This window comes from Mesorhizobium sp. WSM4829 (assembly GCF_055811475.1).
On sequence record NZ_JBVVQJ010000026.1, the window covers coordinates 28,157 to 53,606 of the forward strand.

The 25,450-nt window shown below is 61.1% G+C and carries 20 protein-coding genes and 3 pseudogenes; 16 read left to right on the forward strand and 7 right to left on the reverse strand.

Features of this window, described 5'->3' with window-relative positions:
• The first annotated feature begins 99 nt into the window (after window positions 1-99).
• The 4 genes from AC0L17_RS22895 to AC0L17_RS22910 are packed head-to-tail and all read left to right on the forward strand — an operon-like array spanning window position 100 to window position 5,836.
• Window positions 100-1,650: an AbgT family transporter gene (locus AC0L17_RS22895; RefSeq protein ID WP_473517497.1), complete on the forward strand. Its 1,551-nt coding sequence runs from the start codon at window positions 100-102 to the stop codon at window positions 1,648-1,650.
• Between the two features lie 51 nt (window positions 1,651-1,701).
• A complete protein-coding gene (locus AC0L17_RS22900; protein ID WP_473517498.1) occupies window positions 1,702-2,904 on the forward strand; it encodes a M20/M25/M40 family metallo-hydrolase in 1,203 nt (400 codons plus the stop codon).
• A 46-nt stretch (window positions 2,905-2,950) separates the two neighbouring features.
• The gene (locus tag AC0L17_RS22905; protein ID WP_473517499.1) at window positions 2,951-4,786 is read left to right on the forward strand and encodes an SLC13 family permease; all 1,836 of its coding nucleotides are present in this window, start codon (window positions 2,951-2,953) and stop codon (window positions 4,784-4,786) included.
• 6 nt (window positions 4,787-4,792) lie between these two features.
• On the forward strand, window positions 4,793-5,836 hold the full coding sequence (locus tag AC0L17_RS22910) for an AI-2E family transporter (RefSeq protein ID WP_473517500.1): 1,044 nt from the start codon (window positions 4,793-4,795) through the stop codon (window positions 5,834-5,836).
• Between the two features lie 43 nt (window positions 5,837-5,879).
• Here AC0L17_RS22910 and AC0L17_RS22915 read toward each other — a convergent pair whose 3' ends face one another.
• Both AC0L17_RS22915 and AC0L17_RS22920 read right to left on the reverse strand, forming a co-directional pair.
• On the reverse strand, window positions 5,880-6,218 hold the full coding sequence (locus tag AC0L17_RS22915; protein ID WP_473517501.1) for a hypothetical protein: 339 nt from the start codon (window positions 6,216-6,218) through the stop codon (window positions 5,880-5,882).
• 40 nt (window positions 6,219-6,258) lie between these two features.
• Window positions 6,259-6,774: a DUF1269 domain-containing protein gene (locus AC0L17_RS22920; RefSeq protein ID WP_473517502.1), complete on the reverse strand. Its 516-nt coding sequence runs from the start codon at window positions 6,772-6,774 to the stop codon at window positions 6,259-6,261.
• Window positions 6,775-7,238: 464 nt separating this feature from the next.
• Between AC0L17_RS22920 and AC0L17_RS22925 the strand changes: the two genes are divergently transcribed.
• From AC0L17_RS22925 to AC0L17_RS22940, 4 genes are all read left to right on the forward strand, one after another.
• Window positions 7,239-8,444 (forward strand): M14 family metallopeptidase, encoded by a 1,206-nt coding sequence (locus AC0L17_RS22925; RefSeq protein WP_473517503.1) that lies wholly within the window; start codon window positions 7,239-7,241, stop codon window positions 8,442-8,444.
• A 158-nt stretch (window positions 8,445-8,602) separates the two neighbouring features.
• On the forward strand, window positions 8,603-8,908 hold the full coding sequence (locus AC0L17_RS22930) for a hypothetical protein (protein ID WP_473517504.1): 306 nt from the start codon (window positions 8,603-8,605) through the stop codon (window positions 8,906-8,908).
• 112 nt (window positions 8,909-9,020) lie between these two features.
• Window positions 9,021-10,685, forward strand: a complete 1,665-nt coding sequence (locus tag AC0L17_RS22935; protein WP_473517505.1) for an alpha/beta hydrolase — start codon at window positions 9,021-9,023, stop codon at window positions 10,683-10,685.
• 38 nt (window positions 10,686-10,723) lie between these two features.
• A complete protein-coding gene (locus AC0L17_RS22940) occupies window positions 10,724-11,467 on the forward strand; it encodes an META domain-containing protein (RefSeq protein WP_473517506.1) in 744 nt (247 codons plus the stop codon).
• 50 nt (window positions 11,468-11,517) lie between these two features.
• Here AC0L17_RS22940 and AC0L17_RS22945 read toward each other — a convergent pair whose 3' ends face one another.
• Window positions 11,518-12,585 (reverse strand): helix-turn-helix domain-containing protein, encoded by a 1,068-nt coding sequence (locus AC0L17_RS22945; protein ID WP_473517507.1) that lies wholly within the window; start codon window positions 12,583-12,585, stop codon window positions 11,518-11,520.
• A 261-nt stretch (window positions 12,586-12,846) separates the two neighbouring features.
• Here AC0L17_RS22945 and AC0L17_RS22950 point away from each other — a divergent pair.
• Window positions 12,847-13,245: pseudogene (locus AC0L17_RS22950) on the forward strand (DUF6492 family protein); the annotation flags it as partial.
• A 91-nt stretch (window positions 13,246-13,336) separates the two neighbouring features.
• Here the strand turns inward: AC0L17_RS22950 and AC0L17_RS22955 are convergent.
• Together AC0L17_RS22955 and AC0L17_RS22960 are read right to left on the reverse strand one after the other, a co-directional pair.
• Window positions 13,337-13,999 (reverse strand): annotated as a pseudogene (locus AC0L17_RS22955) (alpha-hydroxy acid oxidase); the annotation flags it as partial.
• A gap of 120 nt (window positions 14,000-14,119) precedes the next feature.
• Window positions 14,120-15,415: a lipopolysaccharide biosynthesis protein gene (locus tag AC0L17_RS22960; protein ID WP_473517508.1), complete on the reverse strand. Its 1,296-nt coding sequence runs from the start codon at window positions 15,413-15,415 to the stop codon at window positions 14,120-14,122.
• Between the two features lie 196 nt (window positions 15,416-15,611).
• Between AC0L17_RS22960 and AC0L17_RS22965 the strand changes: the two genes are divergently transcribed.
• The 4 genes from AC0L17_RS22965 to AC0L17_RS22980 all read left to right on the forward strand — a co-directional run bounded on the left by AC0L17_RS22965 (window position 15,612) and on the right by AC0L17_RS22980 (window position 21,667).
• Window positions 15,612-17,804: a GumC family protein gene (locus AC0L17_RS22965; protein WP_473517535.1), complete on the forward strand. Its 2,193-nt coding sequence runs from the start codon at window positions 15,612-15,614 to the stop codon at window positions 17,802-17,804.
• 123 nt (window positions 17,805-17,927) lie between these two features.
• The gene (gene folD, locus AC0L17_RS22970; RefSeq protein WP_473517509.1) at window positions 17,928-18,827 is read left to right on the forward strand and encodes a bifunctional methylenetetrahydrofolate dehydrogenase/methenyltetrahydrofolate cyclohydrolase FolD; all 900 of its coding nucleotides are present in this window, start codon (window positions 17,928-17,930) and stop codon (window positions 18,825-18,827) included.
• A gap of 19 nt (window positions 18,828-18,846) precedes the next feature.
• Window positions 18,847-19,845 (forward strand): GlxA family transcriptional regulator, encoded by a 999-nt coding sequence (locus AC0L17_RS22975; protein ID WP_023800286.1) that lies wholly within the window; start codon window positions 18,847-18,849, stop codon window positions 19,843-19,845.
• Window positions 19,846-20,011: 166 nt separating this feature from the next.
• Complete coding sequence (locus tag AC0L17_RS22980; protein ID WP_473517510.1) at window positions 20,012-21,667, forward strand: vWA domain-containing protein; 1,656 nt, start codon at window positions 20,012-20,014, stop codon at window positions 21,665-21,667.
• A gap of 137 nt (window positions 21,668-21,804) precedes the next feature.
• Here AC0L17_RS22980 and AC0L17_RS22985 read toward each other — a convergent pair whose 3' ends face one another.
• The gene (locus AC0L17_RS22985; protein WP_473517540.1) at window positions 21,805-21,981 is read right to left on the reverse strand and encodes a hypothetical protein; all 177 of its coding nucleotides are present in this window, start codon (window positions 21,979-21,981) and stop codon (window positions 21,805-21,807) included.
• Between AC0L17_RS22985 and AC0L17_RS22990 the strand changes: the two are divergent.
• From AC0L17_RS22990 to AC0L17_RS23000, 3 genes and pseudogenes are all read left to right on the forward strand, one after another.
• Window positions 21,916-22,171 (forward strand): annotated as a pseudogene (locus AC0L17_RS22990) (type II toxin-antitoxin system RelE/ParE family toxin); the annotation flags it as partial. The gene AC0L17_RS22985 and the pseudogene AC0L17_RS22990 overlap by 66 nt on opposite strands.
• Before the next feature lie 21 nt (window positions 22,172-22,192).
• Window positions 22,193-22,504 (forward strand): helix-turn-helix domain-containing transcriptional regulator, encoded by a 312-nt coding sequence (locus AC0L17_RS22995; RefSeq protein ID WP_473517536.1) that lies wholly within the window; start codon window positions 22,193-22,195, stop codon window positions 22,502-22,504.
• Window positions 22,505-22,695: 191 nt separating this feature from the next.
• Window positions 22,696-23,229: a dihydrofolate reductase family protein gene (locus AC0L17_RS23000; RefSeq protein WP_473517511.1), complete on the forward strand. Its 534-nt coding sequence runs from the start codon at window positions 22,696-22,698 to the stop codon at window positions 23,227-23,229.
• Window positions 23,230-23,559: 330 nt separating this feature from the next.
• On the opposite strand, the gene AC0L17_RS23005 is transcribed toward AC0L17_RS23000, so the two are convergent.
• Window positions 23,560-25,449, reverse strand: coding sequence for a CHASE2 domain-containing protein (locus AC0L17_RS23005; RefSeq protein ID WP_473517512.1), 1,890 nt, complete (start codon window positions 25,447-25,449; stop codon window positions 23,560-23,562).
• Window position 25,450 lies beyond the last annotated feature (1 nt).

Consider the following 25,450-nt stretch of genomic DNA (forward strand, 5'->3'; position numbering starts at 1 on the left):
ATGACTCCTCACAGTAGAGGACTAAGCTCAAAGCCCATTTGATCTGAGCATTGCCCGGGGGGACTCGCTGCAGCGGGTCCAGCAGAGAGGAAGGCCGAGATGCCCAACGCGAATGCGGTTCCAAAAACCGCAATGCAAAGATTTCTCGACGCAGTCGAAAGAGTGGGGAACATGGTTCCTCATCCGGTCGTCATTTTCCTGATCCTGATTGCAATCGTCATCGTCTTGTCGGCGCTCCTGAGCGCCTTTGGCGCCGCGGTGACGTTCGAACGCATCAATGCGGACACGCATGAGGTTGAAACGGCGACCACCGAGATCCGTAGCCTGCTGAGCATTGAAGGCATTCGCTTTCTGTATGCCTCGCTCATTCCCAACTTCATGAGCTTCACTGCGGTCGGGCTGATGATCGCAGCAATGGTCGGCGCCGGCGTGGCGGAGGAATCCGGCCTGGTCACCGCGCTGATCCGAAAGCTCGTAGTCGTGTCACCGGCCTGGGCCCTGACCTATATCCTCGCCTTCGTCGGCATCATCGCCAGCGTTGCCGCCGACGCGGGTTATCTGGTCCTGATTCCGCTGGCCGGTATCGCTTATCTCGCAGTCGGGCGTCACCCGCTTGCCGGTCTCGCCCTGGGTTTTGCCGCTGTGGCAGGTGCCTTTACAGTCAATATGCTCATCAAGCCGCTTGATGCAGTGCTGGTCGAATTCACGAACGATGCGGCGCATCTCGTCGACCCCAACAGATCGATCGGCCTGGCCTCGAATGTCTGGTTCTCCATAGCATCCGTGCTGTTTCTGACAGTGATCATCGCGTTCATCTCCGACCGCATGATCGAACCGCGGCTCGGGGTCTACAAGCCCGAGAAGTCCGGGGATGGAACGGTTCCCGATCAGAGTGCGGGACTGTCCGAAAGAGAATCCCGCGGATTGCGCTATGCCTTATACGGGTTGATCGGCCTGATCGTCGTTTTTTGTTTCCTGACACTGCCGTCTTGGGCGCCGCTGCGAAACCCCGAAACCGGCGAACTGATCGGCAACTCGCCCTTCATGAACGGCCTGATCGCGCTCATCATGCTGATCTTCCTGGTGACCGGCTGGTCGTACGGCATCGGAGCCGGCACGCTGCGCACCTTGACCGAGGTCATCGGCGCGATTGAAAAGTCGATCAAGAACCTGGGCGGGACGATCTTTCTGTTCTTCGTGCTCAGCCAGTTCGTCGCTTACTTTACCTACACCAACATGGGAACGGTGATGGCGTTGAGCCTGTCGGGTGCGCTGCAAGCTGCAAACATAGGCGCACTGCCCCTTCTGCTCGGCTTCATCCTCGTGGTCGCGATCATCGATCTGCTGTTGACTGGAGCAATCGCGAAATGGGCGATTTTCGCTCCGGTCTTCGTACCTTTGCTGATGAAACTAGGCGTCGAGCCGGAAGCTGTTTTGGCTGCTTATCGTGTCGGTGACTCACCGATGAACGCGATAACCCCGCTCAATGCCTATTTTGCTCTCGTAGTTGGATTTGCCCAAAAATACGATAAATCCGCAGGCGTTGGCACGATCGTATCGCTGATGCTTCCCTACGTCCTGTGGATGTACGTCCTGTGGACGGCACTCTTCGCGGGCTGGCAGGCGTTGGACCTCCCATGGGGCTTGTAAAGGCTGATCCAGCACGATGCGAAACAGCACTCAAACCGTGGACGAGGTAAGATGAGCGAAGTTCCGATTCCCATCGATGTCGCTGCCGCCGAAGAGCACCTGATGCGGTTCCTTTCGATCGAAGGTGTGACTGGATACGAGGCTAATATCGCGGCGGCTGTCAGTGACGCACTGACGTCCGTTGGCGTACCAGCTTCGGCAATCCGCTTCGATGACGCCAATACCCGCATTGCGTTGCCAACCGAAACTGGCAATCTGATCGTAGATCTGCCTGGGACGCGCAGCGCACCAAGACTGCTTTTCTCCACCCATCTTGACACAGTTCCGCTGTGCGCCGGGGCGAAGCCCCGAAGGGAAGGCGATCGCATCGTCTCCGACGGCACGACAGCACTCGGAGGCGACGCTCGTACCGGTGTGGCGCTTCTGGTTGTGCTTGCCGAAACGCTCATCAGGCACAAGCTACCGCATCCGCCGATCACGCTGCTTTTCACGGTACGGGAAGAGAGCGGGCTTCACGGGGCGCGCGAGTTGAACCCCGCCGATCTCGGTGGCCCGGTCATGTGCATCAATGTCGATGGGCAACTCGCCTCCGATCTGATCATCGGCGCGGTCGGACAGGAAAACTGGGAAGTCGAGATCAAGGGCCGCGCGTCCCACGCTGGCGTGGCGCCCGAAAAGGGCATATCGGCGACGCTGGTAGGAGCGATCGCCTTGACTGAGGCGCGGCAGGCAGGCTGGTTCGGCAAGGTTGTGAAACCCGACGGCCGGGGAACCAGCAATGTCGGCATTTTCGGCGGGAGGGATGGAAAGCCCGCGGGCGATGCAACCAATGTCGTTACCGACTACGCATCCATCAAGGGAGAGGCTCGCAGCCCCGAGGCAGCTTTCGCAACGAAGATCGCCAAGGGTTACGCAGATGCCTTCGGCAAGGCGAAGGGGCAGGTCAGAGATCATGAGGGGCAGACGGCAGAAGTAACGTTCAGCCACCAGACCTCCTACCCTCCTTTCAAACTCGCAGAGGACAGCCCGGTCGTGACGCGGGCCACCAAGGCGTTGAAGATGCTGGGCATCGAAGCCCGCTGTCTCTTCTCCAATGGCGGGCTGGATGCAAATTGGCTCGACAAACATGGCATCCCTACCATCACCATCGGTGCGGGCCAGGCCGAGATCCATACCATCAAGGAATATGTGAACCTTGCCGAATACGAGAAGGGCTGCCGCCTGGGCGTACTTATGGCGACACTGGAAGAGTAGCAGTCATGCCGCGGGTCGGCCGTAGGGCCGGCGAGGAACCAAGCGATTGAGCCCCATAGCGTACACTGCCACCATCATCGCAGCCGTCGTCGTCCTGTTCGTCTGGAACCGGCTGCCAGTCGTCGTTGTCGCGATGGCGACGGCCACCGCGTTGTGGGCAACCGGCGTCCTGACGATTGATCAGGCGCTCGGCGGCTTCGGTGATCCCGCGGTGATCTTCATAGCCTCCCTCTTCATCGTCAGCGCCGGCCTCGACGTGACGGGCGTCACCGCATGGGCCGGGCAACTTCTGATCCGTGGCGCAGGCGAAGAGAGCCGCGCCCGCCTGCTGCTGCTGACGATGAGTATGGTCGCGCTCCTTACGGCGCTGATCAGTGTCAATGGCGCCGTGGCTGCACTCCTGCCAGTGGTGGTCGTCATCGCCGTCCGCCTGAAGCGAAATTCGGCCCAGTTGCTCCTGCCTCTCGTTTTTTCCGCGCATGCCGGCTCAAAGCTGGCTCTGACGGGATCGCCAGTGAACGTGTTGGTGTCGAACGCGGGCAGCGACGCCGGCGTGGGCAGCTTCGGTTTCTTCGAATTCGCGCTTGTAGGCTTGCCGCTGCTGGCAGGAACGATGGCCATCATCATAGTGTTCGGAAAACGGCTGTTGCCCGAACGCAATGGCGCGACCATGCCTGCCGACTTCAGCCGCCATGCGAAGACGCTCGTCGAGCAATACGGCCTTGCCAGCGGCGTCTACCAAATGCGCGTGCGCGCAAGTTCGCCCTTTATCGGCATGCCCGCGTCTGCGATCGAGTTGGGCACCTATCCCGACTTGCAAATCGTCGCCGTTCAGGAGGGTGAAACGGCCAGCCCGCTTCGCAGACCTGTCATCGCCGAGGGGGATCACCTGCTGCTGCGGGGCGACGCCGAGTCGGCCGCTGCGTTCGCTGCCGATAAACACCTCGCATTTAGCGAGTCGGCGGCGCCAGGGCAGGGAGAGGAGACGCTGTTCAACCGCAGCTCGGGCCTCGCCGAGGTGGTGATCCCGCCACGCTCCGGCCTTATTGGCCAGAACGTTTTCCCGGGCATGGTCACCGAGAGCGGCGACCTGATCGTCCTTGCCGTGCAGCGCGCCGGAGCAGAGGTGGTCGCCACCAACGCAACACGAGATGCAGGAGGTATCGTGCTGCAGGCCGGGGACACGATGCTTTTGCAGGGAACGTGGAAAGCTCTCGACCACCGCCTCAAGGATCCGGATGTCCTGGTCGTCAATTCGCCCGAACTGGTGCGTCGTCAGGCGGTGCCGATGGGGCCGGGGGCCCGCCAGGCCGTTGCCATTCTGATCGCGATGGTCGTGCTCCTCGCCACGGGCATCACCCCGCCGGCGGTAGCCGGCCTGCTCGCCGCCGGAGCGATCGTCCTGTCGGGGATCATGAGTGTCGAGCAGTCCTACCGAGCCATCGATTGGACGACCGTGATCCTTGTCGGCGCGATGATGCCGCTGTCCACCGCCATGGTCGAGACGGGCGCCGCGAAACTGATGGCAGAGCATCTGGTGTCGCTGGTCGGCGACGCCGGTCCCATTGCCCTGCTCGCCGGCCTGTTCGTGCTGACTGCCATCATGGGGCAGCTCATCAGCAACACCGCGACCGCTCTCATCGTCATCCCGATCGGCGTTGCAGCCGCGATAACCATGGGTATTTCGCCCCGTCCAGTGCTCATGAGCACCGCCGTGGCGGCGGCCGCAGCATTCCTGACGCCGATCGCAACCCCCACGAACCTGATGGTCATGGGCCCTGGCGGTTACGCTTTCGGTGACTACTGGAAGCTTGGTCTACCGCTGATGCTCTGGTTCTTTGTCGTGGCTGTGTTCATAGTGCCGATGATCTGGAGATTCTGAATTACCATGAATGCCCGCTGGGTTCCGGTACTGCTGGGCATCATCTGCGCAATTCTTCTGCTGGCCGCGCTCTATTTCGCCGACGCGATCATTGCGCCGGTCGCCTGCGCGCTCTTTATCATCGCGATCGTCTGGCCGGTTCAGAAACGGCTGCAGGCACGCCTGCCGCAGCTTCTGGCGCTCGCCATTGTTGTAACGCTGGTCGTGCTGGTCTTCATCGTGTTCGCGTCCGTCGTGGCCTGGGGTTTCGGTCGGATCGGCAGAACCGTCATCGCCGAGACGCCGCGGCTTCAAGCGCTCTACGAACAGGCGACAGCCTGGCTGGAGACGCACGGGATCGCCGTTGCCGGCCTATGGGCGGAGCATTTCAATGTGCGCTGGGTTGTGGCGGCGATGCAGGGCCTGTCAGCACGGCTGAACACGACGATCTCGTTCTGGATCGTGGTACTGATCTACGTGCTGCTCGGCCTGCTCGAGGTCGGCCCGCTGGCGCGCAAAATCCCCAGCATCGTCAGCGGCGAGGCTGCGCGCATCCTGATCGTCGGCGGCGAACGCACGGCCGCCAAGCTGCGCCGGTACCTGGTGATCCGAACGATCATGAGCGTTGCAACGGGTGGCATGATCTACGTGTTTACCCTGGCGCTTGGCCTGCAGCTTGCCACGGAGTGGGGCGTCATCGCCTTCACTTTGAACTTCATCCCCTTCGTCGGCCCGTTCGTCGCGACGCTGCTGCCGACCCTCTACGCGCTGGCCCAGTTCGAATCCCTGTATTCCGCACTTTTCGTCTTTGCCTGCCTCAATCTCATCCAGTTCGCGATCGGCAGTTATGTAGAGCCGCGTTTGGCGGGCAGGGCGTTGGCGCTGTCGCCCTTTCTCGTGCTGTTTTCTGTCTTCCTTTGGATGTTCCTCTGGGGCCTGTTCGGCGCCTTCATCGGGGTCCCGATAGCGATTGCCGTGCTGACCTTCTGCGCCCAGTCTCCGTCAGCCAGATGGCTCGCCCAGTTGTTGGGCGCCCCCGCCGATGAGGTGGGAAGCGCCCAAGGCAGATAGGGAACATGTGGATAGGGACAGTAAGAGCAGCCAGCCCCGGAAATTAACCTTTCACGCGGGCTTGGATTAGACCGAGAACAGTCATCAGAACGACGCCACCGAGCAGGCCCGATACGCCGACCCCGATCAGGACGGCAGGGGTAAGCCCGCCCAGCCCGCGCATGACGGAATCGGCGGCGTTTTCAGCGTGCCCAACCAAGTGGCCAATGCCGGGAATTTGCGCAGCTACGAAGGTCAACGCAAAACCTCCGGCCATGCCGGCCAGAACGGCTGCGATCTTGGTAAGTTCAAGGCTGGGCCACCACCACCGCACAGCGAGTGCCCCCGCCGCGCCGCAGAGCATCTCGACGGCGATGGCTATGACAGTTTCGGTCGGGGACAACAGTCACTTTCTCCAGCACGAGCGGGAGCGGCGATGCCGCCTACGCCGACGGCGCCGAACCGGCTTCTGCGGAATGGCGCTTGAGGGCGTCGCGCAGAACCTGCTCCTTGGTCTCGTCGAGCGAGGACTTGAGGACGATTCCACCGAAGCCCTGGATCTGCTTCAGAACCTTGTCTTCGGTCATCTCCTGGATCAGCAGGAAGAGCGCGGCATTGCCTGGCACGATGCTTGCCGACAGATCTTTCATGAAGGCATCATTGATGCCGACATCGGTCAACGCGCCCCCAAGCGCGCCCGAAGCCGTGCCAACCGCCACGCCTATAAGCGGATTGAGGAATAAAATCCCAATGAGCAATCCCCAGAAGCTGCCGGAGACGGCGCCGGTAGCCGTGGTGTTCATAAGCTGGTTCAGCTTGACCTTTCCCGCCTCGGTCTTGGTGGCGATGACAGCGTCGCCAAGCTTGATCACATATTCCTTCTGTAGACCGAGCAGGGTTTGGCGGACTTCTTCAGCCTTCGCCTCGGTGGGATAAACAATGACGATGAGGGTTGACATGGAGGCTCCTGTCGACGGCAGCCATTAGGGCTGCGTAGGGGGTGCCGTATTTTAGGGCGTCCAGCACCTGAAGAAATCGGCATGGAGTCCTGCTTATGTGCCCCATGTCTCTTTTTCGCAGCGCCGGGGAATCGATTGACTGATGTCAAATCCGTTTCCAGTCTTGCCACAGCCTGAGGCAACTAACTTGGCCTCACGCTTCATCATGCCGGCGTCGCTGGCGAAATCGGGCGATAGGCCGAGGGAACAGGAGCGCTTTGGAGAATATCGTCCGATGTAGGACGAGAGGCACAGTTTTGGAATTCTGGGCCAATGGCAAGGCGGCCAGAAGTCGCTATCGTCAACAACGGAAGCGGAAGCATCCTAAGCTGTAGTCACGGTCCATCTGATGATCTCCGAGCGTTCCTTTCTCCATCAATGACCGCTCAAGCCGAAGCGACCTTGATACACACAAGGACTTGATCATGTCGGACCTATCCAAAAAAGGCCTCGACCGTCGCGATCTGATAATAGCATCCATCGCGACGGTTGGCGCGGCGGCCGCCTTCGCGGCCAACGCTGGTTCTGCAACCGCCCAGGACGTAGCGGCTCCCTCTGCCGACGCCGCATCCGGTGGGTCTCAGGGAACGGTCTATACCGGCGAAGTGATCCAGGGGAAAAAGGTCGTCAGTGCGCTCGACGTCAGCGACCTGGAAGCCGGGCAGAAGCACCTCTTGTACTTTCAGGGCGTGCAGATGCCCACCGGACAGTATTGGTATGTGTCCGTGGCGGTCGCCAAGGGGGCAAAGCCGGGCAAGCGCGTCGTTCTGACCAGCGGTGTGCATGGCGACGAGATGAGTTCCGTGCATACGGTCCTGACCGTGATGAACCAGCTCGTTCCGGCGGAAATGTCGGGCACGGTGATGGCGGTCACGGACATTGCCCGCCCGGCTATGGAAGGCATGCAGCGCAGATGGCCCAATTCTGGCAGGGGCGCCGGCCTGATCGACATGAACCGGGAATGGCCCGGGAACGAGAACGGCTTCACTGCGCCCAGCCGGCACGCCGGGCTCCTGTTTAACCGGCTGCTGCGGCCGAACGCCGACGCGGCGATCGACTTCCATACCGGGACAAGCGGATTCGAAGTCACCGCATTCAATATTGCAAGCATGGATGTGCCCGAGATCCGGTCGATGGTGGAACTCTACCCGGTCGGCCAGATCTTCGACAATCATACATATCCCGGTGTCCTGCATAACGCGTTTATCGACGCGGGTATCCCGTCTTTTTGCCCGGAGGTCGGCGCTGCGCGTGTCCTCGATCTCGAGATGATCCCCCTGTTCGTGGAGGGCACAATGAATGTCCTCAAGCATCACGGCATCCTGGCCGGCCCAATGGGACGGACAGGCAAGGACGTGGGTGTTTTCTTAGGCAACAGCGCGGTTCCGGTCATGGCAACGCAGGGCGGGTTTATCGAGCATCTGGTCAAGCTCAACGACAAGGTTGAAGCCGGACAAAAGGTGGCCATCCAGCGCAACAGCTTCGGCGAAGTGGTCGCGGAATATACAAGCAGCGTTAATGGAGAGATTGCGGGCCAGCGCAGCGAAGTACCGTCCGAGCCTGGCGACCCTTTGGCATTCATCCTTTTCAACAAGGCGGGGCCGGATGGCGGTGAAACTTACCCAGAGTGAGTACGCCACGGCAGCGCCGAGAAAGGCGCCAGTCATGAGCACAGAGTCCTGAACTTTGTCTGGTTGTCCCTAAATTATGGACCGGCACCGTCTTTGCCTTGACAAGGCAGCCGAGGACGAATTGTTCTCGAAGAGCCCGTCGATACGGAGGAAGTCTTATGCGTCGTCTTTTGTTCTCTTGCTTTGGTTTAGCTCTCAGCTTCGTTGTCCCTGCAGCTTCGCCAACGCCCGCCCCTGCAGTCACGATAAACATCAATATCGGCACCAGCCTCAATAATGGCCGTGCCATCACTTGTCGTGATGGCGAGCGAATCTTGCGCAATCGCGGATTCAGAGACATTCGACGTGTCGATTGCCGCGGGCGGTTCTTCGTCTATCGCGCCAGGCGCGGCGCAAGCCGTTTCGAAATTGCAGTGAGCGCGAACAATGGCCGCGTCGTCGATCTGCGTCGCATTAGAAGATAATTGTTTGGGCTATCTTTCCAGGGTCTGGAGGCCGTTAGACTCAAGCCCAAGGACTCGATTGTTGCGCCGGCCTTACAAATTTGCTGTCCGCTAAACGCTGAGGACCAATGGGTTGCGCGCGATCCTGACCAAGCTCGCACATTCATTCCTCGCGACAGGGATACTGGTAGCGACCCTTGCGTTCGCGGCCTCTCTTACGCCCAGCCTTATACCACGATCCTATCTGGTCCAGGGTGTGCTCTCCGGACTTTCAGCTGCTCTCGGATACGGCGTCGGCTTCGTCGCTTGTTCGCTGTGGACCTATCTCGAATTGCCGCAGCTACGGGACCGAACCCTCAAGGCGACGAGAATTGCAGTCGCCGGCACGTGCGTTGTGATTGCCGCTGTCTTCCTTTGGAGAACTCTGGAATGGCAGAATTCGATCCGCGTTTTGATGGATCTCGCTCCGCTGGACACCGCGAGTCCGCTCAAGACAGGGATTGTCGCTGTCGTCGTATTTGCGACACTCATGTTGTTGGCACACCTTTTCAGGCACACCTTCCTGGTGTTCTCCGGCTGGCTTTGGCGCTTCGTCCCGAGGCGGGTCTCCCATCTTGTCGGCGGCCTGCTGGCGGTCGCGCTGTTCTGGTCGGTCGTCGAGGGACTGGTCTTCAGACTGACGCTTCGAATCCTGGATTCTTCGTTCCAGGAGATGGATGCTCTCATTGAAGATGACCTCAGCAGGCCCGCGCAATCGATCAAGACGGGAAGCGCGGCTTCTTTGCTGTCATGGGAAGAACTCGGCAGGCAGGGCCGCAGGTTTGTCAGTTCCGGTCCAACAGCGGCAGAGATAACCACTTTCTTCGGGGAAGGGGCTGTGGACCCTATTCGGGTGTATGTCGGAATGAGTTCGGCCGACACTGCGTATGAACGCGCGAAGCTGGCCTTGCAGGAATTGAAACGTACCGGCGCGTTCGAGAGATCCATACTGATCATCATCGTGCCGACTGGTACCGGCATGATTGATCCGGCTGCGCTGGACCCGGTTGAATATCTTCACAGGGGCAATGTCGCGAGCGTCGCAATGCAATACTCTTACCTCGCCAGCTGGCTATCCCTCCTGGTCGAGCCGGACTACGGTGCGGAGGCCGGCGACGCGCTGTTCCAAGAGGTCTACACCTACTGGTCTTCGCTTCCACGCGACGCCCGCCCGAAACTCTACTTGCACGGCCTAAGCCTCGGGGCGATGAACTCTGAACAGTCGGCGAACCTTTACGATGTCGTCGCAGATCCGTTTCAAGGCGCCTTGTGGAGCGGGCCACCTTTCGCAAGCCGCACCTGGCGATCCGTTACCGACGGCCGCAATTCCGGATCGCCCGAATGGCTCCCCCGCTTTCGCAACAGCTCGATCTTCCGGTTCACCAATCAGAACGATGCCTTGGACATTCCAGACGCGGAGTGGGGACCGATCCGGATAGTCTACCTTCAATACGCCAGCGATCCGATAACCTTCTTCGACGTCGCCACGCTTTATCGAGAACCCGATTGGATGAAAGAGCCGCGCGGACCCGACGTATCGGAAGAGGTTCGCTGGTATCCGCTTATCACGATGCTGCAACTGACGGTCGATATGGCAATAGCGACGACGTCGCCAATGGGCTACGGCCATGTCTTTGCACCGCAGCACTATATCGATGCGTGGCTGGCCGTAACCGATCCGCCGAGCATTACACCTGAAGACGTTGCTCGGCTGAAGGTCCTTTTCATCACGCGTGGGGCGACGCCTGTCAGCGGATAAATCTCAGTTTTGTCATTGTTATAAGTAGGAGAAACGCCGTGAAGCTGCTGTCAGCCCTTGTTGCCGCAGCCATATGCTGCCTAGCGTCGCATGGCGCGTATGCTACGGATGTGAAACTGTCCGGCAGCGCCTTCTACCGGGAGCGGATTGCGCTACCCTCAGATGCCACTCTCCTTGTGGAATTCATAGATTTGGCCAAGCCAGAAACCGCCCTGGCCGCAACTGCGGTGGCGCCGGCCGGACAAGTTCCCATTGCCTTTGGCCTGGTTGTCGATTCAAGCAAACTCTCGAGCGGAGAGGCCTATGCGATACAGGCCCGCATTGAGGTCGGCGGCTCCGCCTGGTTCGCCAGTGCCGAGCCGACCCAGGTCGACCTGGCGAGAGCGGGAGAATTGTTTTCAATCCTCCTCGTTCAGGCGGGCAGTAACAACGCAGAGGAGGCTTCCGGCGTCTCGCTGGCAGGTACCGAATGGAGGGTTTTAGAGCTGGACGGCAAGAGCGCCGATCCGAACGTGACGTCGACGCTTATTTTTGATGCTGATGGCGCGGTGAGCGGCAATGGTGGCTGCAACGCTTTTCGCGGCAACGTCAACATGGAAGGTACGACAATGAAATTTGGCCAGCTGGCATCGACAATGATGGCCTGCGAGGATGCCAAGTCCGTTCAAGAGGCGGTCTTCCACGCAGCGCTTTCGCAAACTGCGGCGTATTCGGTACAGGATGGAAATCTGATGCTCGTCGATGCTGCAGGTAAGACCCTCGCTCGCCTGGGAGCGCCGTGAGGCGGCTAAGCTGACATTAGCGCGGACTTGTCCCGCCGTGCTCGGTCCGGTCAGGTTCCATCGACAGTGCGGAGTAGCTGGTAAAGCGTTTGCGGCCCTTCGTGTCGTGCCTGGCATTGCTGCGCCACGACGAAGCCATCACTCGCCCAACCTATATCCCGTGCTTCCTTCGGTGAAATGCCGAATTCGTGCCTGAACGTTCGACTGTAACTGGAAGCATCGACGAAGCCCCATTGCTCGGCGATCCGGGATATGGACCGCGTATCGCCAATGTCGGAGAGCGCGTCCCGCGTTCGCAGTAGCCGCTGCTTGCGAATGTAAGAAGCTACTCCCCCGAGCGGCTCGAAAATTCGGTATAGCCGGGAGCGGGACACGCCAAGTTCCGCGCACAGCGTTTGGGACGTCAGTTGGCGATCCACAAGTCTGCCGTCAATCATCCGTCGCGCTCGGCCTAGAAATGTCGCGTCGATTGGGGTTTGTGCTTCTCTCAAGCGATCCTGGGAGGGCGCGAGACATACGGCCACAAGGCTTCGTGTTGCCTCGACGACGTATGGTATCTCCGGCGACTGCAAATCCGCCAGCGACCGGTTGAGAAGAAGCAGGTAGTCTGCCAGCAGCTTACCGAGCCCTCCTTCGAACTTGGCATCCAACATTCGATGGAGCCCGGCAGTCGAGGTAAACAGATCGTTTGGGATGAAGAGCGTAAGGACCCCGTCGTGATTGATTTGTCTATCGAACGGGCTGGCCAGGCAGTGCAGCTCAGGCACAGCTTTCTCGCCTTTATGCCACTCATCCGGCAAGCAAAACGGCAGGGTGACATACCAATGGTCAAGAACGGCATTTTTCAGATGCTTCTGGCGATGAGCATGATTTTCGCCTGGAAGCTCAGTTCGCATAAAAGCGAGTCTATCCAGGTTCCACACCGTTTGGCGGGCCGGAAAGGATTGAGGACAATCCCGCACGGCTGATAAGTCCATCACGCCTCGATTGGCGAAACGGAAAGCCGGAAATTGCTCGTGAGGTTGATAGCCAAAGGTTGAAAAATCAAGAGAATGCGTAAATTTCGCATTCTTACTTTTGTGCTCTTCGAGCGATTGGAGCGCGGAGTCTTGATACATTAGATGACTCTAAATTACCGTTGCTCCGCGTAATGTCCAAACAAACATCACCTTCTTTGTACCATATCGTACCACGCACAAGCCTCAAAGACAAAATTGACAGAGCGTGTGAGCAATTGTCCTTGAATTGGGCCTGATGGCTCGATGCTTGCGAAACGGCCAATCTTCTGAAAAAAACGAATCTAGCAGTTTCGGCGTCGGAAAATGCTGCAGGGATTCATGCGAAAGCTTTTCATGCGTGATCTGCACGGAGCGCGGAGGTCGCGCAATGCCGGTTCGGCGCTTGGCATCGAGCCATCGGAGGTTTCGACCCACGACTACATTTCGACGCTGATTGCCTGGCGCCGCCAAACGGTGACGGCGCTGTGCGCGCGGATCGAGAAGATCCATGGCCGCGACTGGGTCGAAATCGTCGGTGCGGCGCGCAAATTCTCCGAATGCATGATCTACGGCCGCTATGTCGACGAAGTGCTCGATGGCGCCGGCCATTTCCATGGCTCGGAGGAGTTCTGCCACGTCCACTGGACGGGCGAGGCGCTGTCGGATGACGAGTTCCGCCGTTTCGTCGCCGCCATGGCGCCGCAACAGGTGGCCATCGGCATGCAGTCGTTTATCGGCACCGATGTCGGCCGCATCCGCCGCCTAATCGGGCTCGATTAGTTCGAGGATAAAAACTCATCGCCCTTTAACGACCGGGCTTAGGCCCCCGACCTTCCTGGCAGGAGGTCATGAAAAGGTGGGAAGTCGCCTGTTACTGGCGGAAGCGCAGGTTCCGTCGCGTGAGCTCGTTGACCGAGGTGCAGCCCATCAGCTTCATGCCCCGCTCAATCTCGATGTGCATCAATTCCAGCGCGCGTTCGACGCCGGCCTGCCCGGCGGCCGCCAGTGGGAAAAGGTAGTAGCGGCCCAATCCGACGGCCTTTGCGCCCAGCGACAGGGCCTTGAGCACGTGGGTGCCGCGCTGCACGCCACCATCCATCATCACATCGATTCTGTCGCCCACCGCATCGACGATCTCGGCAAGCTGGTCGAACGCGGTACGCGAGCCATCGAGTTGGCGACCGCCGTGATTGGATAGGACAATTCCGGTGCAACCAATCTCGACCGCACGCCTGGCATCCTCGACCGACATGATGCCTTTTAGGCAGAACTGTCCGCCCCAGTGCTGCACCATCTCGGCAACGTCGCCCCACGACATGGAGGGGTCCAACATCTCCGTGAAGTAGCGGCTGATCGACATCGCGCCGCCGCCCATGTCGACATGGCCATCGAGCTGTGGCAGCCGGAACCGCTCATGCATATAGTAGTTGATCGCCCATGATGGTTTGACCGCGAACTGCGCGATGCCAGCGAGATTGAGCTTGAAGGGGATGGCGAACCCCGTTCGCTTGTCACGCTCGCGGTTGCCGCCGGTGAAACGGCCTTCACCTGTAAACCACGCGTGATCATTTGTGGCGTCCCATCGCCAGCGACTACTGCCAACGAATCGAAGTGTCCATCCCATCTCGGCAGCGACGGCAGCCAGCTGATGGACCTAGACCGACTTCGCCGGCCTGCGCATCGCCGAGTAGGTGAGCAGCGCCGAGGCGAGATAGAGCAGCAGGAAGACGACGTTGAGCGACAGCACCAGATCGGGTGTGTCCAGGATATGGGTCAGCACATAGGTCAGCAGCACCGCCTTCAGCCCGGCAAGCAGCGCCAGGTTGATCGCCCGCACCAGTGTCTGGCCGCGCGCGAACAGAAGCTCGGCCTGGTATTCGACGAGATTGCGCAGGCCCGGCACGCAGATCGCCAGCGCCACCAAAGGGGCGGCCTCCGCAACATTCCTGCCGAGCGCGTTGGGGAAGAAATGCAGCACGATGCCGAGTGCCGCCAGCGCCAGCGTCGAGACCGCGAACACGCCGCCTTCGATACCGCTCCTGACCGAAAGGCGCGACAAAAGTTCCGGCGCCCGCATCATGCGCTGAACCAGCATCATCGAGAAGGTGCGGATCGGGATCGCCGTCAGGTCGACCAGCCGCATGATGATGGCATAGATGCCGGCGAGGTGCGGACCGCCGATCGCCAGCACCAGCAGCTTGTCGAATTCCATCTGCAGGTAGAACAGCACCTCTGCGCCGGCCACGTAGATGGAATCGGCGAGCCGCCGCAGATAGAGCGCCAGCCGCAGCCGCAGCCGCTGTCGCGGATAGAAAAATCCGAAGGCGATGAGCAGCGAGGCGGCGTTGGCGCCGATGTAATACCAGGACCAGGCTCCTATGGTCGGCTGCGCCGCGAACATGAACAGCACGGCGCCGAGCGCCCGCAAGGCCGTCGCCAGGATCGTCAGCAGGGCGGCGCGGCCGAATTTGCCGAGCCCGTTGTTGACGATCAGCGCCACCTCGACCGGCCGCCACAGCAACGCCTCGGCAAACACGATCGCCGCAAAGACCGACAGCGGCACGGTGCCGGCAAAGAAGACCAGGTAGACGCCGTAGGAGGCGGCCGCCAGCAACGGCAGCGATATCGCGCCAAGCAGCAGGAAGCCTGCCGTGAAGGTGCCGATCAGATTGGGGCGGATGGTGGCGGTTCGGTAAAGCGCCGAGATGAAGCCGAAGGCCAGGATGCGCGACAGCATCACGCCGGCCGCCGAAGCGGTGGCAAACATGCCGAACTCGGCGATCGACAGCGTGTTGGCCAGCGCGATGAAATAGGCGAGTGAAAACACCAGCCGCCCGCCCGCGCCACTGATCGCCGAAAGATAGTCGCGAACCAGCCGCCGTCGCTCGGCGACGAAAGCGCGGATCCGGGCGAGAGGCCGTTTTTGCGGGATGTTGCCAGCCTGAGTCATGTGTCGAGACAGCATAGGCCGGAAAGTTTAACGCGCGGTTCTGGGCGCTGTCGATGCTTTCAGGAAGGGCACAACCCTAGAGGGAAACCGTGTCTTCAAGGCTGGGAAATTAACCTTTTGTTTCCTATACTTGTTTAGCGTGGTTTAACGAATGGCTGACCGCGCGTCCAAGCCGCAAAGGGCAAGCTCCACGACAATGGTCGACAGGCAAAACCGTGAAGATTGGAAGCGCGAGCGCTCGTTGCTGGCGCTCGGCCAGGCGTTGCGCGGCGAAGAAGAACCATCGCTGGTTGCGATCGGGGACCGGGCAGACCCGTCATGGCGCGACGATGCCGCAACGCGCCATCGTCTCGCGCGCTTACGCCGCGAGGGGCGAGCGCATCCGGACCTCTCGGCAGCCCCGGAGCCCACGGCGACCCCGGAACGCTGGGTGACTCCGGAGTTACCGGCAAACGATGAAACAAGCCGGTTTCAAGCCGAGGATGCATCGGCTTCGGCGGCGCGGATGCCACCTGAGAGTGACGAGCCCGTTGAAGCGGACCATGCGGAAGCCGCGTTCGATCCTCCATACGCCATGCCGCGGAAGGAGCCGGTTGCTGCCGCTGTTTCCGAGGACCGCCGTTCCGATGCCGATTCTCGGTACGCCGCGTTCGAGCCTCGATACGCCGCGTTCGAGCCTCGATACGCCGCACCCGAACCCGGATATGCAGATGACGAGCGGCGGTCTTCCCATCAGGATGACGACAGACAAGAATGGAAGCCGTTGATCGATCCGATGCAGGTCGTCCGCGGCATTGCCCGCTCGAAGCTGCTGATCGTCGCCATGACGATACTGGGCGCCACGCTTGGCGTCGCCATCGCGCTGTCGACGCCGAAGAAATACGAAGCCACCGCAGAGCTGATCGTCGACCCGCGCGACCTGAAGCTCACCGACCGCGACCTCACGCAATCCGTGGTTGCGTCCGACGCGACGCTGGCCATCGTCGAGAACCAGGTTCGCGTGCTCACCTCCGGCACCGTTCTCAACAAGGTCGTCGACAAGCTCAATCTCGTCAATGATCCGGAGTTCAACGGGCAAGGTTCCGATGGGCTGGGGATGATGACGGTCATCCGGTCGATCCTGTCGCGCAATGACGGGCCGGCTGCCGGTGAAGGTCGCCGCCGTGCGCTGGCCGTCGCCAATCTGGCCGAGAGCCTTGCGGTCGAGCGCGGCGGCAAGACCTTTGTCATCTCCGTCAGCGCCACCACGCAAAATGGCGAGAAGTCGGCGCTGATCGCCAACACGATGACGGATGTTTTTCTGCAGACCTTCGGTCAGATCCAGTCCGACACCGCTGGCCGCGCGACCAACGAGCTGACGGGCAGGCTCGACGAGCTGCGCAAGGGCGTCGAAGTGGCCGAGCGCAAGGTCGAGGATTTCAGGGCCGCGCACGACCTCGTCGACGCGCAAGGCCATTTGATCAGCGACGACGAGATGCTCAAGCTCAACCAGCAGCTGGCCATCGCCCGCGCGCGCACGCTGGAACTTAACGCCCGCGCGGCGTCGGCGCGCTCGATCGACGTGAATTCGGTTCTGAGCGGCACCTTGCCGGAGGAGATCAACTCCAACACCATGAGCGAGCTGCGCTCGCAATATGCGACGCTCAAGCAGGAGACCGACCGCGCCGCGATCCGGCTCGGGCCGCGCCATCCCGAGCTCCAGGCGCTCAATGCCCAGCTTGCCGGATCGCGCGAGCGTATCGCCGGGGAACTGCGCCGCATCGCCTCGTCGCTGCAGGTCGACCTCAGGCGCGCCGTGCAGCTAGAACAGGATCTGGCCTCCCGACTGGCGCAGTTGAAGGTCCGCAGCGGCGACGTCAACAGCGACCTGGTCACGCTGCGCGAACTGGAGCGCGAGGCCGCCGCCAAACGCTCCGTCTATGAACAATATCTTCTCCGCGCCAGGGAGACCGGCGAGCAGAAGGACATCAACACCGCCAACATCAACGTGATCTCCAAGGCCTTCGCCCCGCTCGAGCCGAACGGACCGTCGCGCGCCATGACGGTGCTTGCCGGCCTGCTGGCAGGGCTTGCTTCCGGTGTCGGCCTCGGCGCCATGCGCGGCGCCTATGCGAGCCTGCGCGAAACCGCCGATTCGCGGCCGCGCCGCAAGGCAGAGGAGCGCCGGACACCCATTGAAGACAAAGCATACCAGACGCCCGTTCCGCCCCATGCCGGACAAGTGCCTCATCCGCAGCAGCAGTATCCGCGAGCCTCGTCGGACGAGGCAGATCAGGCTTTGATAGCTGCTGAACAGCAAGCCTCCATCGAGGAAATCCGAGCCAGCTTGCGCGAATTCCGCGAAGCGGTTCGAGAACTCACCGAAAGCCGATCGCGGCGCTATTTCTGAGCGCCGAATAGAATAAAAGCCATCGGTTTCGAGTTAGCGGCATAAGACGGCGCTTTGACGGGATTGCCCGGTCGGATTTTCGTGAGAATGCCGCCCGAAGCAGAACGATGTTGAGGGTGGTTGATGGCCGAGTTGATTGACGGAAAAAGCGTTGCCGAAGGCGTGGTGCGGCGCGTCAAGGCCCTGACGATCGAACTGATGGAAAAGGGCGCGCACAAGCCCGGTCTCGCAGTGGTCATCGTCGGTGAGGATCCGGCGAGCCAGGTTTACGTCGCCTCCAAATCCCGCACCGCCAAGGAATGCGGCTTTCATTCGGTCCAGCACACGCTGCCGGCCGAGATGTCCGAACTGGAACTGCTTGCTATCATCGGCGAACTCAACGCCGATCCCGGCATCAACGGCATCCTGGTGCAGCTTCCGCTGCCTGGCCATATCGATGCTGGCAAGGTCATCCAGGCAATAGCGCCGCAAAAGGATGTCGACGGCTTCCACTTCATCAATGTCGGCAAGCTCGGCACCGGCGAACTGGAGACGGCGTTCGTGCCTTGCACGCCGGCCGGCTCGATGCTGCTCATCGAGCGTGTGCGCGGCAAGGATCTTTCCGGGCTCAATGCGGTGGTCGTCGGCCGCTCCAATATTGTCGGCAAGCCGATGGCCAATCTTCTGCTTGCCGCCAACTGCACCGTCACCATCGCGCACAGCCGCACGAAGGACCTGGCTGCACTGGCGCGCACCGCCGACATTCTCGTTGCCGCTGTCGGCAGACCTGAAATGGTCAGGGGTGACTGGATCAAACCGGGCGCCACCGTCATCGACGTCGGCATCAACCGCATCGCGGCGCCAGAAAAGGGCGAAGGCAAGACCCGTCTCGTCGGTGACGTCGCCTATGCGGAAGCGGCCGAGACGGCCGGCGCCATCACGCCAGTGCCCGGCGGCGTCGGACCGATGACCATTGCCATGCTGATGGCCAACACGCTAGCTTCCGCCTATCTCGCGGCCGGATTGAAACGGCCGTCTTTCTGAACCTGGAAAGCCCAAAGCTTTGCCGAACCTCACTGTTCCCCCAGAGCGGCCGGTCACCAATGATCCCATTCACGGCGGCCGGCAGTTCGGCTTCCTGCTGGTCGACAAGTTTTCCATGTTCTCGCTGGCCGCCGCAATCGACACGTTCCGGTCGGCGAACCGGCTGCTCGGCCACGACTTCTATGGCTGGACGACGGTGTCGGCCGACGGCGATGCCGTCATGGCCTCCAACGGCCTGCCGCTCAAGATCGACTACGCTGTCGCCGATCTGCCGCCGGTCGATATTCTTTTCGTCTCGGTCGGGCTGACCACCGAGTTTCCCGGCAAGAGCAAGGTGCTGGCGGCGCTGCGCAGCTGGGGCCGGCGCGGCAACGCGCTCGGCGCACTGTCGGTCGGCTCCTATCTGCTCGCCGAGGCAGGCCAGCTCGAAGGCTATCGCTGCACCATCCACTGGGAAAACCGCGCCGGCTTCGTCGAACGGTTTCCCGACATCAACTGCACCGGCAATGTCTTCGAGATCGACCGCAAGCGTTACACCTGCGCCGGCGGCACCACCTCCATCGACCTGATGCTGGAGATCGTGCGCGGCGATTTCGGCTCGAGCCTCGCCAACGGCGTCGCCAACCAGTTCCAGCACGAGCGCATCCGCTCCGCCGGCGACCGCCAGCGCGTCGGCCCCGAGCGAGACCTGACCGGCAAATCGGAGAAGCTGCGGCGCATCGTCGAGCTGATGGCCGATCATCTCGACGAGCCGCTGTCGGCGGTGCAGCTCGCCAAGTCGGCGGGCCTGTCGGTGCGCCAGGTCGAGCGGCTGTTCCTGCGTCACCTCAGTGTGACGCCCGGCCGCTATTACATGCGGCTCAGGCTTGAGCGGGCGCGCGAATTGCTGCGCCAGACCAACATGCCGATCCTCGACGTGGCGATCGCCACCGGCTTCACCTCGCACTCCTATTTTGCCCAGAGCTACCGGCTGCAGTTTGGCCGGCCGCCTTCCGAAGAGCGGCGCACGACATATTGAGAGGTTTGGCGCAGTCAGGCCCGCCACGTGCCCCGGCGCCCGGGCTTGTATCCTGACGCGGCGTCAAATAGCTTCCCCCGGCTGGGACGGACTGGCGGGCATGGACTGGCTGGCAGAAGCTGACTGGCTGCGACGAACTGGCGGCCGCTGACTGGGGGGAGATTTCATGGCGGGACTTGCACGGAGCATCGTTGCGGCGGCGCTCCTGTTGTGGATGACGACGCTCGGCCTTGCCGCCGACCGTGTCGTCATCGTTCTCGACGCCTCCGGTTCGATGTGGGCGCAGATCGACGGCAAGCCGAAGCTCGAAATCGCCCGCGAATCGCTGCGAACGGTGCTGCAATCGGTCCCCGCCGACAAGGAAATCGGCTTCATGGCCTATGGCCATCGCGAGAAGGGCAGTTGCGAGGACATCGAGCTCATCGTGCCGCCGCAGGCCGGCTCGGCAGGTGCTGTTTCCACTGCCGCCGACAGCCTGAAATTCATCGGCAAGACGCCGCTGACATCAGCCGTCAGGCAGGCGGCCGAGGCGCTGAAATACACCGAGGACAGGGCCACCGTCATCCTGATCACCGACGGACTCGAGACCTGCAAAGGCGACCCCTGCGCGCTCGGCAGGGAACTGAGGGCTGCCGGCGTCGACTTCACCGTAAACGTCGTCGGCTTCGGCCTGACCGCGGACGAGGGCAGGCAGGTTGCTTGCCTCGCCGACAACACCGGCGGCAAATACATCCAGGCCTCCGACGAGAAGGCGCTGCAGGACGCGCTGGTCGATACCATCGCCGCCGCACCTGCACCTGCGCCCGAACCAGCGCCGGCGCCGGTCGCCGCGCCGGAAAAACCGGAGTTCAACTTCATGCCCGCCGTGGTGCTCGCCGATGGCGGCAATCCCGTCACCGACGGCAATTCCTGGGAGATATTCAAGGCAAAGTCCGACGGCACGCGCGGCGATTACGTCGCCACCGAATACGGAGCTTATAAAGGCAGTCTGGAGCCGGGCGATTACGCAGTCGTGGCGCGCCATGGCGAGGCCAGGATCGAACAGAAGATCACGGTCGAGGCGGGCCAGGTCTACAAACCCCTCTTCGTGCTCGATGCCGGCACGCTCATCATTCATCCGCGGTCAAGCGAGGGAGCGGATGTGGCCGATGGTGCGGCTGTCGTGATCGCCTTTCCGGGCGTTGAAATGCCTGCGACCTATTATGGCGACACCAAGGTGGTGTTGCCGGCCGGCGATCAGAAAGTCACGGTCAGGATCGGGCAGGGCGAGGTTACCGAAACCATCCCGCTCACTGCCGGCAAGGTCGTCGACAAGGATATCGTCGTTGGCGTCGGCCGTGTCGTTGCCAACGCCTACTACATTGCCGGCGGCGACAAGGCCGACGGCTCGGGCATTGGCTTCAAGGTGTTCAAGGCAAAAAAGAAGATCGACGGAACGAGGCAAGAGGTGGCTTATGCCTATGGCCCCGACAGCAAGTTCGATCTGCCGCCCGACGACTATGTGCTGACGGCGACGGTCGACCTTGCCGTCGTCGAGCAGCCGTTCAGCGTCAAGGCCGGTGAGCACCAGGATCTGAAGATCGCCATCAATGCCGGCGTGCTGGCGATCACCGCGCCAGGGGCTTCGAAGATCGAGATTTTCGATCCGAAGAAGGACATCAACGGCAAGCGCAAGTCGCTCGGCTACGCCTATGACGAGAAATATCAGGCGGCGCTGCCGGCCGGCGACTACGCGGTCGTCTCCGAAAAGTTGGACAACAGCTCGAAGGAAAGCACGGTGACCATCACAGCCGGCGAGCGAGCCGAACTGACGGTGCAGTAGGGACATTCGACGTCTGAAAAAGGGTGGCCGCGAAGACCCGCCCCTAACCCATACGTGGACACGCCGTCTGGCGCCAGACTCGCGATTTGTCGCGTAATTCCTGATATCCGCGAGGTACAGCTCCCACATTGTGATGGTCAGCGGGCAAAAAAGGCTTTCGAAAAATTCGTTTTTAAACGAATATCGCCTATATGTTCGATGTACGACACTACATCACGCGTGACGGCGAAGACCTGATTGCCGGCTGGCTGCGCAAGCTTCGCGACGTACAAGCCAAAGCGGCGATCATCCGACGATTGAACCGGCTTGAGCAAGGCAACTTCGGTGACTTCAAGCCGCTTCGCGAGGGCACACGAACTGCGCATCGATGTCGACCCTGGCTACCGGGTTTACTACGTCCGATCGGGCAAGACGGTGATCCTGCTCTTGTGCGGCGGCACCAAACGAACACAGGACGCCGACATTGACCGGGCGTGTGACTATTGGCGCGACTGGCAAAACCGTATGTTTGAAGGAGCAATGACGATGAAAGACCGCAGTCATGACGACGCAATGGCCGATCTGTTCCGGGACGATCCGGCGACGGCCGCTGCCACGCTCGACGCGATCCTTGCGGATGGCGATCAGGGCGAACTGCTGGTGACGCTCCGGCAAATGACCAAGGCGTTCGGCGGCATGCCCGTCGTCGCCAAGTCGGCCGAGCTGAACCCCACGCAACTCTACCGTACCCTTTCGGAGAAGGGGAACCCAGAGCTGCGCAGCCTGAATGCCGTCCTTCGCACGATGGGCCTGCGCTTGGCGGTGCAGCCACTCGGCAAATCCGTGCCGCACGTCTGACGTTAGAAAGGGCGTCGCAGGACATCCGGTTTTGCGACGTGGCAAATATCAGTCGCGAAACCGATTCAAAACTCGGGAATTTTGCGACAAGAACCGGGTAACGACCCCACAAGAAAAAATTTCTGGCATGTGTCGGGGCGCTTGGCTGTCGTTCGTCTTGAATACCTGACGCGACGGGGGGATTTTGCAGCATGGCGAAAATCGTATTCGGAATGAACCAGTCCCTCGACGGCTATGTCGACCACCAGGAATTGCCTGCGCCAAGTCCCGCGCTCTTTCGTCACTGGATAGAGCACGTCCGCGACCTGACCGGCAGTGTGTACGGTCGCCGCATGTACGAGGCCATGCGCTATTGGGACGAAGACCGTCCTGAGTGGAGTGCGGAGCAACACGAGTTCGCGGCGGCGTGGCGGCGCCAGCCGAAATGGGTTGTATCGCGCTCGTTGAAGTCGATCGGTCCCAATGCCACGCTTATCGCGGATGACGTCGAGGTAGTGATACGCAGGCTAAAGGCCAAGCTAACAGCAGAGATTTCCGCTTCCGGACCAGAGTTGGCGCAAAGCCTGACCGAAATGGGTCTGATCGACGAATACCGCCTCTACCTTCACCCCGTGGTGCTTGGTCGCGGCAAGCCCTTCTTCGCCGGCTCTCGGCCACCGCTCCGCCTTGTGGCCAGCGAGCGAATCGGCGGGGAAGTCATCAGGTTGACCTACGTTCCTGCCTGACTACAGATCAGCCGATGAGAAGGCGATGCATCGAAATCCCCCTTTCGGTTCAGCCTAGACGACGGCTGCGGGTGGGGAGATCGCCATTCGGCGGGGATCGGCCGAACGGTTTAGGAGCGCCATTTGCCGACCTTCATTGCGTTTCTCCAAACCTGCCGTTCGCGACCCTAAGCGGAAGCTCGTTCGCCCCGGCCGAATTCACGCCCATGACCCGAAGCTGCCTTCCATCATTGCGGGTTTTTTCAGAATCTCCCGTTCGGGTTGGCCGAGGCCTCAGGCAGGATTCGAAGTGTCGCGGCCAAACGGGCGCCATTCAGACATTCCGTACCATCATTGTTCAAGGGGCCTGGTATCCTGCAGCGTCTGCGAACTCTGCCACAGCCAGATTGCGAGCGAGCCTGAACGCCCGCGGACCTGTGCTTCCACAGGTCCTCTTAGAGCACCAGATTTGAACAACTCGCAGTCGCGGCCGGCGACTTGCAGCATTTCGTCGCTCACTGCGACTTCGGCATTTTGGCCGGCCGCGATCTCCATCAAGCGACTGGCGACGTTAACCGTATCACCCGTAGTCGCGATGTGCTGACGGCCTTTGCCACCGAGTCTCGACGCAACGATTGTTCCGTAATGCGCTCCGATCTTGAAGCCGAGCCTGGATGCAGTTGATGCGGGCAACGAGACGAGCCAGTTGTTGGTACGGCTGGAGAGCGCTGCGCAGCAGCGGGCAGCATTGAAGGCATCATCTGTCGCTGCTTCCGGTAGCCCGAACAGGATCATGGCTCCGTCACCCATGAAATTCGTGACAACGCCACCGCAGCTTGTCACCTCTTCGTCGACCAACGCATGGAACGTGTTCAAAAGTTCGCGTGTGGCGTTCGGCCCCAATGTTTCGCTCAGTCCGGTGAAACCGGACAGGTCGATGAATATGATGGCGGCGTCCCTCCGGAGAGGTTCCAGGAGAAAGTCGCCATGCTTCGCGAGCCACGCCTCAAAGCCCGGGGCCTGAACTCGTTGAAGCAATTCGCTCTGCGTGGCGAAATACTGGGCCTGGTTCCGGCCCAACCAAAGCTGCGCGGCCCCGAACAAAATAGCCGGTGGAACGGCGGCGGCCATCGGCAACGCCGCGCTCAGCCAGATATGATGTGAGAATGCGGTCATATTGACCACGAACCAGATCACAACCACGCCGACGATCGCTGCAAGGCCGATGGCGTTGCGACGCCATGCCAACAGCCCCACAAGAACCACCGGCAGCACCACCGCAAAGCCGGCATCTGCAAGGCGAACGTACTGATCTCGCACTATGCCGTCGCCGGTCATCAGATGGGCAATGGCCGTCGACATGACCTCGACGCCTGGGAGCACGGGATCAAACGGTGTCGGGAAAACATCGCCGGCGCCGGTTGCAGTTGCTCCGATCACAACAATTCGATCCCGAATAATGCCGCCATCGACTTGGCCGCCCAGCACCGTCGTGGCGCTGATCGTGCGGATCGTGCCGCGGGGGCCATAGAATGTCAGAGGGAGTATGTGACCAATGTCCGTCCGAATCCGCTGTCCGCCCAGAGATAGATAGTCGGGCGCTATTCCCGGATCCTCTCCCACCGCCATGGCGGCAACGCGCAGGGAGAAAGACGCTTCCGTCCGATCTCCGGCCCGAAACAGCAACGGGACGAACCGAGGCGTTCCCGTCCAGTCGGTAACCACGTTCACGACGCCGACAGCGGCGATATCCGAGAACGCCTTCAGGGGCCACAAAAACTGCTTGGCATTCGGCACTCGGGCGAGAGGGCCTTCGCCCTCGACTGCAATCGATTGTTTACCTCCCGAGTAGACCGCTGCAGCAGCGATTACGCTTGAAGTTCCACGCAGCGAACGCGCGAGCGCCTCATCATCATCTTTTGTCCCGGGATCGACCAGCAGCAGGTCGACCGCAATGGCTTTCGGCCCAAAGCGAGCTATCATGTCGACAATCCGGGCAAGCGTGGCGCGGCTGAGGGGATAGCGGCCCTCGTTTCGGACCGCTTCGTCGTCTATTGCGACAATGGTAATCAGCTCCGGCGGCGTTGTGATTCCCCGAACAAGCGTTCGAAGATCCGTCATCGTTGCTTCGACGCGATCGAGGCCCCACATGCTGCCGCGCCAGTGCGCAAAGCCAAGCCCGGCCCCCCAAAGACCCGCCAGGACAAGCGCGATCAGCGTCTGAAGCGCTCGCCCGCTCATT

What these genes read in the sequence shown, in the direction of transcription:
- AC0L17_RS22960 (WP_473517508.1), bottom strand. Translation starts at nt 15,415, where the DNA reads ATGACTCAGGCTGGCAACATCCCGCAAAAACGGCCTCTCGCCCGGATC.
- AC0L17_RS22895 (WP_473517497.1), top strand. Translation starts at nt 100, where the DNA reads ATGCCCAACGCGAATGCGGTTCCAAAAACCGCAATGCAAAGATTTCTC.
- folD (WP_473517509.1), top strand. Translation starts at nt 17,928, where the DNA reads ATGGCCGAGTTGATTGACGGAAAAAGCGTTGCCGAAGGCGTGGTGCGG.
- AC0L17_RS23000 (WP_473517511.1), top strand. Translation starts at nt 22,696, where the DNA reads ATGGCGAAAATCGTATTCGGAATGAACCAGTCCCTCGACGGCTATGTC.
- AC0L17_RS22965 (WP_473517535.1), top strand. Translation starts at nt 15,612, where the DNA reads ATGGTCGACAGGCAAAACCGTGAAGATTGGAAGCGCGAGCGCTCGTTG.
- AC0L17_RS22930 (WP_473517504.1), top strand. Translation starts at nt 8,603, where the DNA reads ATGCGTCGTCTTTTGTTCTCTTGCTTTGGTTTAGCTCTCAGCTTCGTT.
- AC0L17_RS22995 (WP_473517536.1), top strand. Translation starts at nt 22,193, where the DNA reads ATGAAAGACCGCAGTCATGACGACGCAATGGCCGATCTGTTCCGGGAC.
- AC0L17_RS22925 (WP_473517503.1), top strand. Translation starts at nt 7,239, where the DNA reads ATGTCGGACCTATCCAAAAAAGGCCTCGACCGTCGCGATCTGATAATA.
- AC0L17_RS22980 (WP_473517510.1), top strand. Translation starts at nt 20,012, where the DNA reads ATGGCGGGACTTGCACGGAGCATCGTTGCGGCGGCGCTCCTGTTGTGG.
- AC0L17_RS22910 (WP_473517500.1), top strand. Translation starts at nt 4,793, where the DNA reads ATGAATGCCCGCTGGGTTCCGGTACTGCTGGGCATCATCTGCGCAATT.
- AC0L17_RS22900 (WP_473517498.1), top strand. Translation starts at nt 1,702, where the DNA reads ATGAGCGAAGTTCCGATTCCCATCGATGTCGCTGCCGCCGAAGAGCAC.
- AC0L17_RS22920 (WP_473517502.1), bottom strand. Translation starts at nt 6,774, where the DNA reads ATGTCAACCCTCATCGTCATTGTTTATCCCACCGAGGCGAAGGCTGAA.
- AC0L17_RS22945 (WP_473517507.1), bottom strand. Translation starts at nt 12,585, where the DNA reads ATGTATCAAGACTCCGCGCTCCAATCGCTCGAAGAGCACAAAAGTAAG.
- AC0L17_RS23005 (WP_473517512.1), bottom strand. Translation starts at nt 25,449, where the DNA reads ATGAGCGGGCGAGCGCTTCAGACGCTGATCGCGCTTGTCCTGGCGGGT.